The 6,971-nt window shown below is 32.2% G+C and carries 6 protein-coding genes; 1 reads left to right on the top strand and 5 read right to left on the bottom strand.

Features of this window, described 5'->3' with window-relative positions; translation table 11 throughout:
* The 5 genes from ASE40_RS01460 to ASE40_RS01480 form a co-directional block, all read right to left on the bottom strand.
* Positions 1-1,086 carry an efflux RND transporter periplasmic adaptor subunit gene (locus tag ASE40_RS01460; protein ID WP_057115035.1) on the bottom strand — a complete coding sequence of 362 codons (1,086 nt, stop codon included), beginning with the start codon at positions 1,084-1,086 and terminating at the stop codon, positions 1-3.
* Between the two features lie 12 nt (positions 1,087-1,098).
* Complete coding sequence (locus tag ASE40_RS01465; RefSeq protein WP_057115036.1) at positions 1,099-2,346, bottom strand: TolC family protein; 1,248 nt, start codon at positions 2,344-2,346, stop codon at positions 1,099-1,101.
* Positions 2,347-2,431: 85 nt separating this feature from the next.
* Positions 2,432-3,793 carry a sensor histidine kinase gene (locus ASE40_RS01470; RefSeq protein WP_057115037.1) on the bottom strand — a complete coding sequence of 454 codons (1,362 nt, stop codon included), beginning with the start codon at positions 3,791-3,793 and terminating at the stop codon, positions 2,432-2,434.
* Complete coding sequence (locus ASE40_RS01475; RefSeq protein WP_057115038.1) at positions 3,790-4,470, bottom strand: response regulator transcription factor; 681 nt, start codon at positions 4,468-4,470, stop codon at positions 3,790-3,792. Before ASE40_RS01475 ends, ASE40_RS01470 begins: the two co-directional genes overlap by 4 nt.
* Before the next feature lie 59 nt (positions 4,471-4,529).
* A complete protein-coding gene (locus ASE40_RS01480; protein ID WP_057115039.1) occupies positions 4,530-5,618 on the bottom strand; it encodes a M42 family metallopeptidase in 1,089 nt (362 codons plus the stop codon).
* A gap of 81 nt (positions 5,619-5,699) precedes the next feature.
* Here ASE40_RS01480 and ASE40_RS01485 point away from each other — a divergent pair, with 81 nt between their 5' ends.
* On the top strand, positions 5,700-6,383 hold the full coding sequence (locus ASE40_RS01485) for a DUF4294 domain-containing protein (RefSeq protein ID WP_057115040.1): 684 nt from the start codon (positions 5,700-5,702) through the stop codon (positions 6,381-6,383).
* The last annotated feature ends 588 nt before the right edge of the window (positions 6,384-6,971 follow it).

Below are 6,971 nucleotides of genomic sequence, written 5' to 3' on the forward strand. Positions count from 1 at the left end.
TTAATTATTTAAAGCACCATAAATAAACAGCTGATTGTTTGTGATTACCTTTTCGTTTTCTTTTAAACCACTTGAGATATAAGTAATATCGCCAACAACTCTATATACTTCTACTTGTCTAGTTTCTATATTATTACGGTCTTTAAATACCACAACAAAGTTTTTACTTTTATCAAATACAATAGCTTTACTAGGTACGGCTATCATAGATTGATTTTCGCTAAAAGACAATTTTATATTTGCATTCATATCCGGTTTAAGCAGGTAATCCGTATTTTTCAATTTGATTCTTGCCTGCATCGCTTTAGTTTCGGGATCAATTACGTTGTAGATTTTGTCAACTTTTCCGTAAAATGTTTTATCTGGATAACTCAATGTAGTAACCGCGGCACTTGTTCCCAGTTTTACTTTATTAATATCAATTTCGTTGATGTTGGCCATTGCCCAAACTTCACTGATTTCTGCTATATCAAAAATGTTTTCAGAGCGGTCATTACGTAAAAGCATGTCTTGATTAATACTTTTTTGAATAATAAAACCACTGATTGGCGCTGTTACTTCGTAAATTGATCCTGGCTTGATATTATAAATTTTGTAGGTTTCCTGAACCTTGCTCAATTGCGACTGCGCTTTATTTACTTCAGATTTAGCTTGAAGCACATCACTTTCAGAGTTTAATTTACCATCGAATAATTCTTGGGCAACTTTTAAGTTGTTTTTAGCAACAAGCAAATCACTTTTAGCATCTATCGACTGCTTTTCAAAATCTGCTACATCGGTACTTTTTATAGTTGCAAGGACTTGCCCTTTCTTTACATAATCTCCAAGTTCAACGTTTACTTTCATTACATTTCCTCCAACTAACGGATAAACATCGATCATTTTATTGTTGTCAGCGGTAATTTTTCCATAAAAACTAAGTTCATTTTTTAACGGCTGAGTTTCCGCAGCAGCAGTTGTAGTAGTTTTTAGCATATCGTTACTTAAAACAAAAGAGGTATTTGTTTCAGGATTTTCTACTTCTTTTTTGCAGCTTGCCAGAGATAGACTTACTATTGCGATTCCTATGAATAATGTGTGTTTCATTTCTTTAATTTTTTAAAATAAATCTTTATTTACTGTACTGTTTAATTCTTCACCCGCCAACACTACTTTTTTCTTTAATTCATTTAATTGAATTATAGCTTGATTGTAGCTTTCCATAAAATCGGTAAATTCTAAAAGACTTACGTTTCTTTTCTGAAAGTTGGTCAGCATTCCGTTGTAAACAGCTTCAAAATCTGAATTTACAGTTGGTTTAATAACAGCATAATTTTGTCTCGATTCATCCCATTTAGTCCAAGCCGAAGTAATCTCTGTTTGCAGCTGCAATTCGAAGTTTTGTTTTTCAATTTTAGATTGTTCCAGAATAGTTTGAGCATATTTAATATTTCCTTTATTTTTATTCCAAAGCGGTAAAGGAATTCCAACTGTTAAGTTAGCTTCATTATTAAAGGCTCCACTTCGCTGATCGTAATTTGCACCCAATGTAATATCCGGAACAGAAAGCGATTTTTGCCATTTGACATTCAATTCGTTAGCATCAATTTCTTTTTGTTTTGCTAAATAATCTGGTCGATTGGCAATTGCTTGGTCTTCGAAACCTTTTAGATCAAACGGAATTGTTTTCAAATATTTATCAGAATCATCTTTGCTTACAACTGGAATCACATTTTCAGTTTCATTGAGCAGCAGTTTTAAGTTTGCCTGTTCTTCTATATTGTCATTAACGACTTCCATTCGTTCATTCTTAAAATTAAGATAGAGCGATTGTAAACGCACAACATCTTTTAATGGAATATTTCCCTTTTGAGCCTGAACTGAGTACGAATTAATTAAGTTTTCAATATGTACAATTTGCTTATCAGTATTTTCAAGATTCTTTGTGTTGTAATACACGGTGAAAAAACTTTTGCGAAGCTGTAATTTTAAGGTGCGGAGTAGATCGTTGAATTGAAGTTCTGCAAGCTTTTCATTTGCTTGCGCTAATCTTACTTCATTTCTTTTTTTTCCGCCAAGATAAATTAACTGTTCTACCGCAAAAACTTTCTGGCCATCTTTACCAATGTCAAAATACTTATCGCGTTCTGGATTATAAGCATTCAATTCTGCAGAAAGTGTGGGGTTATCCCAAATACGGGCCTGAATGGTTAATGCTTTTGAGGCATCGATGTTGTATTGAGATGCCAGTAAAAAAAGATTCTTTTTTAAGAATTGGCTTTCGCAGTCTTGAAGTGTGACTGTTTTTTGAGCCATTACTATTTGATTGAGCAATACAAATAGTAAGAATGCATATAGTTTTTTCATTCGTATCAAATTTATTTTATACAAATATGCTATCGGCTGACTTTAAGACACCTTAAAATCCACCTTAAAAATAGCTTAAAATAAATTATTTACGAAAAATAATACAAAATAAATTTATGTTATTAACTGGAATACTGTATGTTATGTGTGAATTATGAAGAGTAAGGATTCTATTTACAATACGAAGTCCAAGTCCAAAACCTGTTATTCCTTTCGCATTTTCTCCGCGCATAAAAGGCTGGAAAAGATTTTTTTGTTCTAACTCTGTCAAAGTTCTGCCAGAGTTAGAAATCGATAAAACAAGCAAATCGTCTTCTGTACTAATTTTAACTTTAGCCTGCTTATTATCTGAATAAACATAAGCGTTTTTTAAAACGTTTGTAATGGCTATTTCTAAAAGATTTCTGTTCCCCTCAATTTCTAATGCAGTTTCTAGATCATCACTTTCCTCCATTTCAAAAAGAATCACAAAATCTGGAAAAGTTTTGTTTATCTTTTCAATAGATGAAAATAAAATTTCGTCTATGCGCTGAATTTCATGACTTTCAGCATTTCGATTGTCGATTTTTGAAAGAATTAATAACGAATTAATTAATTCACTTAAGTGATTAACATCTGTTAATATTGCATTTAAGAAGGATTTACTTTTAGGTTTAATATCAGGATCTGCAACTGCATTTTCTATTTGTGAAGTCATTCTAGAAAGTGGTGTACGCAATTCATGCGAAGCGTGTGCCGTAAACTCCTTTTGTTTTTGGTAGGAGATTTCAATTCGATCCATCATAAAATTGAATTCGTCGGCAATTAGATCAATTTCATCTTTACTGCTTTTAGATTCAATTCTGGTATCGAGATTATTTTCGTTTATGTTTTTTATTTTTTGATGAAAAGCATTAAGCGGATTCATAGCTTTCCTAACCATGAAAGAAGTCAAGAGCCAGCAGATAGTAGTGAAAAAAATGTATGAAATGACCAAAGTATATCGAAGAAAAAGCAGTTTTCTATTTCCGTAATCATCTGTTGCAGAAATTAAAGCATAAAAATCCTTATCATTAGTATCATAAAAGACACCATAAACTTCATAATCACCCTGTTGTTTAAAAAAAGTTTTATTCTTTTTTAAATACTTTAAATCGTCAACAGACCAATTAATTTTAGCATCATCAATACTGCTGTAAATCAATTTATAATTAGAATCGAAAACTAATGTTTTTTCATCATATAATTTATTAATAGAATTTTGATCTATTATTTTAAGAAGCTGATTGTCAACCTGTTTTACGTTTACTAATAATTTTATATTAGATAATGCTTTGTTTTCAAGTCGTTCGCGAAATTCTTCTTTCCTATAATTCGAATATAAAATGAATATCACTGTAGAAGCCAATCCAAAAAGGATGGTAAACAGTAAACTAACTAAAAGTGATATTCGATTTTTTAATGTCATTCTTGATCGCTTAGATAATATCCGTAACCAACTTTGGTTCGAATAAGTTTTGTATCATGATCTTTGTCTATTTTCTTTCTCAAAAAATTAATATAAACTTCAATAGTATTTTGATTGGTTTCAATATGATAATCCCAAAGCTTTTCTGCAATAAATTGCTTTGAAAGAACCTTTCCTTTTGCATGTGCGAGAATAAGAATAAGTTTAAACTCTTTTGGAGTAAGTTTAATTTCCTCACCAGATCTAAAAACCTTCATGTCGTCTTCAAAAATCTCAAGATCTTTTATCACTATTCTGTCTTGTACCTGTTGCGGAACATCTTTTCGTCTTAAAAGAGACTGAACTCTAGCATACAATTCATCAAAGTGAAAAGGTTTTACTAAATAATCATCTGCGCCATTATCAAAAGAAGATAGTTTATCTTCAATTTCGCTAAAAGCAGTCAGCATAATAATAGGTGTCTTTTTGTCGACTTCTCGAATACCTTTGCAGACATCGATTCCGTTTGTGCCAGGTACATTAATATCAAGAATGATTAGATCATATTCATATGGTAAATATTTTTTCAGCAATAGAGAACCATCATAATAAGGAATACACTCGAACGTCTTAGAAGTAAAGAATGCTGAGATTTCCTTTGATAATGTAAAGTCGTCTTCGAGTAGTAATATTTTCATGTGAATTTATTATTTGTAAACCCGGTTAAATCAAATTCAACCGGATTTACATTTATATCTTATTTAAAATATGAAAAAGTCTCGTTATTTTCAATTTTCAAAAGCGATTCATAAATCAATTGAATTACATTTTCAACATCATCTCTATGAACCATTTCTACAGTCGTATGCATATAACGCAATGGAAGTGAAATCAATGCTGACGGAACTCCACCATTACTATAAGCAAAAGCATCAGTATCTGTCCCTGTAGATCTTGATGTAGCATGACGCTGAAATGGAATTTTATTTTCTTCTGCAGTATCAACAATCAAATCGCGTAAATTATTCTGTACAGCAGGAGAGTAGGCGATAACTGGACCTTTTCCCATTTTCAAATCACCTTCCACTTTCTTATCAATCATCGGAGTTGATGTATCGTGACATACATCAGTCACAATAGCAACATTTGGTTTTATCCTATGTGCAATCATTTCAGCTCCGCGAAGACCAATTTCCTCTTGAACAGAATTGACAATATATACACCAAATGGTAGTTTTTTATTATTCTGATGAAGTAATCGAGCCACTTCGGCAATCATAAAACCACCCATTCTATTATCGATAGCGCGGCAGACAAATTTATTTTCATTTAAAACCATAAATTCATCTGGATAAGTGATCACACATCCAACATGGACACCAAGAGCTTCAACTTGCTCTTTATTTTCGCATCCTAAATCAATAAAAATATTACTTGTTTTAGGAACTTCTTCCTTATCACGTAATCTAGTATGAATCGCCGGCCAGCCGAAAACGCCATTTACAATACCTTTTTTAGTATGGATATGAACGCGCTTAGAAGGTGCAATCTGATGATCTGAACCTCCATTTCTAACAACATACAATAATCCATCTTCAGTAATATAATTGACGTACCATGAAATTTCATCAGCATGACCTTCAATAACAACCTTATAAGGAGCATCAGGGTTAATTACTCCAACAGCCGTTCCGTAAGTATCAGTGATAAAAGTGTCAACATAAGGTTTCAAATAATTCATCCAAAGCTTTTGTCCTTCGCTTTCGTAACCAGTAGGAGAAGCATTATTTAGGTAGCTTTCTAAGAAAGCTATAGAAGTATCTTTTAAGATAGATTTTGTACTCATAAAAATATTTTTCCGCTAAAATATAAATTTGGTATTAGAGTTGTATATAAATATATAATTTTACATTTAAATTATGATTCAATGAGATTTACCAGTTTTATTTTGTTTATACTATTAGTTTCCTTTTCATCCAGTGCCCAAGTTACTCCAAAAGAGAACGAACAAATGGGGTATATACTAACAGAACAGGATTCTATTTTAAACGATACCATCCAATTACCTGAAATAATTATTTCAAAAGGAGAGAAGATGAACCCTGAGGAATTAAAACAATTTCAAATTCTTCAGAACAGAGTATATAAGGTTTATCCATATGCTAAATTAGCTTCGGATAGATTAACAGCTTTGAATAACGGAATGGCACGTTTAAAAACAAATCGTGAAAAAAAGAAATATTTTAAAATAGTAGAAGATTATTTAAATAACGAATTTGAAGAAAGACTTAAAAAGCTTTCGAGAAAGCAAGGGCAGATTCTTGTAAAATTAATTCATCGTCAAACAGGAATCACAACTTATGATCTAATCAAAACCTTAAAAAGCGGGTTTAAAGCTTTTGTGTCTAATACGACCGCAAACTTATTCGATATAAGTTTAAAAACAGAATACAAACCATACGATGTAAACGAAGATTATTTGATAGAAACAATTTTAGTTCGAGCGTTTGAGTCAGGAAGATTAGTAAATCAAAAACCAGCTAATCCCGTAAACTACGACGACCTTTCTGTTAAATGGCAACAAAGTGCAAAAGAGCTAAATAAAAAATAACTCCTATATATAAGTAGGTTCTGCAACCCGACAGGTTTTTAAAACCTGCCGGGTTTGTTTTTTTATACATATATAAGGAGAACTATAATTTAATTTAAGTGCCAAGTGTCAGGCTGAGCGGAGTCGAAGCCCAATGCTATGATTTGGAATTTGGAATTTAAAAATTAGAATTTGTTTTTAATCAGGAGCTATTCCCGCTGTCCGCTTCAATCTTTTTTAGGCGAACCCCGCCCCAAAAAGGATTTCCTCCCGAATCCTCGGGACTATCGGGGCTGGGGCCATCAGTTTTCAGAAGAAAAAATCGGCAAGAAAAGACCATTTCAAAAAAAACGAAGTAAAAAATAGAAACTTAGCGCCCCTGCGGGATTAAAAAAACATAGAAAAAACTACACTTCGGGCCTTAGTGCTTTTTCGGCAGAATCAGGCAAAGCGAAGCAAAACAGCCAAAATCCGCAATAAAGGCAAAACGGCGAAAAAAACTTTGCTATGTAAAAAACGTGAAACCAACCACTTAGAAAAAAGATTGAAAAAATATAAAAAAAAGTCTTGCAGATGTAAATAAAGGTGGTACTTTTGCACCCGCAACAA

The sequence above is a fragment of the Flavobacterium sp. Root935 genome, assembly GCF_001429295.1.
GTDB lineage: Bacteria > Bacteroidota > Bacteroidia > Flavobacteriales > Flavobacteriaceae > Flavobacterium.

Bases quoted from the DNA above. Each gene is read 5' to 3' on its own strand.
- ASE40_RS01470 (WP_057115037.1), bottom strand. From the start codon at position 3,793: ATGACATTAAAAAATCGAATATCACTTTTAGTTAGTTTACTGTTTACC.
- ASE40_RS01465 (WP_057115036.1), bottom strand. From the start codon at position 2,346: ATGAAAAAACTATATGCATTCTTACTATTTGTATTGCTCAATCAAATA.
- ASE40_RS01475 (WP_057115038.1), bottom strand. From the start codon at position 4,470: ATGAAAATATTACTACTCGAAGACGACTTTACATTATCAAAGGAAATC.
- ASE40_RS01460 (WP_057115035.1), bottom strand. From the start codon at position 1,086: ATGAAACACACATTATTCATAGGAATCGCAATAGTAAGTCTATCTCTG.
- ASE40_RS01485 (WP_057115040.1), top strand. From the start codon at position 5,700: ATGAGATTTACCAGTTTTATTTTGTTTATACTATTAGTTTCCTTTTCA.
- ASE40_RS01480 (WP_057115039.1), bottom strand. From the start codon at position 5,618: ATGAGTACAAAATCTATCTTAAAAGATACTTCTATAGCTTTCTTAGAA.